Source organism: Parendozoicomonas verongulae (assembly GCF_009711465.1).
Classification (GTDB): domain Bacteria; phylum Pseudomonadota; class Gammaproteobacteria; order Pseudomonadales; family Endozoicomonadaceae; genus Sansalvadorimonas; species Sansalvadorimonas verongulae.
Window position 1 is genome coordinate 1 of sequence record NZ_SMME01000378.1, and the last position, 689, is coordinate 689.

Annotated in this window: 1 protein-coding gene; it reads right to left on the bottom strand. The window is 47.2% G+C overall.

From position 1 onward, the window contains the following. Positions 1 to 269, bottom strand: a 269-nt coding sequence (locus tag E1189_RS24430) for a hypothetical protein (RefSeq protein WP_230459872.1), incomplete at its 3' end; no start/stop codon positions are given. Positions 270 to 689: the final 420 nt, after the last annotated feature.

Below are 689 nucleotides of genomic sequence, written 5' to 3' on the forward strand. Positions count from 1 at the left end.
CAGGATGTTGTTTTATGGGGATGAATATGTATCGTCTCTGCAGGGTATATGGCAATGCTTCCTGTCGATATAACATCTAATGGCTGTAACCGAATAATGTTAAGAGATCTACTCTTGCCTGCTGATGCATAGGTGGCAGACGAAGACAGGCCGATCACTATGCAAAGAGTGGTGACAACAAAATTCAGTCTGAAGGCCATTCCATCCCTTCCCACAAAAAGAACAAAGAAGATAACAACATAGCTTGCGCCCTCTTGTGATGTTGGCATTTACGGCGCGGGTCACTTATCTTCCCTATTGTGCAAGGCGTGTTTGTGCTTGGTGAGATGACCAGATTCGACAAAACGCTTGTTGCACCCTTCAAAGTCACAGACGAAAGGCCTGCTCCCTGTGTGAATACGCTTGTGGTTGTTGAGATTGCTGGATGTGTTGAAAGACTTGTTGCACCCGTCCAGGTCACAGATATAAGGCCTCTCCCCTGTGTGGATACGTTTGTGCCTGGAGAGATGACTGGATGTGATGAAAGACTTGCTGCACCCATCAAAGTCACAGACAAAGTGAAAGACTGGTTGCATCCGTCCTGGTCACAGACAAAGGACCTGTTCCCTGTGTGAGTGTGCTTGTGGTCTTTGAGATGGCTGGATCCGGTGAAAGACTTATTGCACCCTTCAAAGTCACAGACAAAAGGC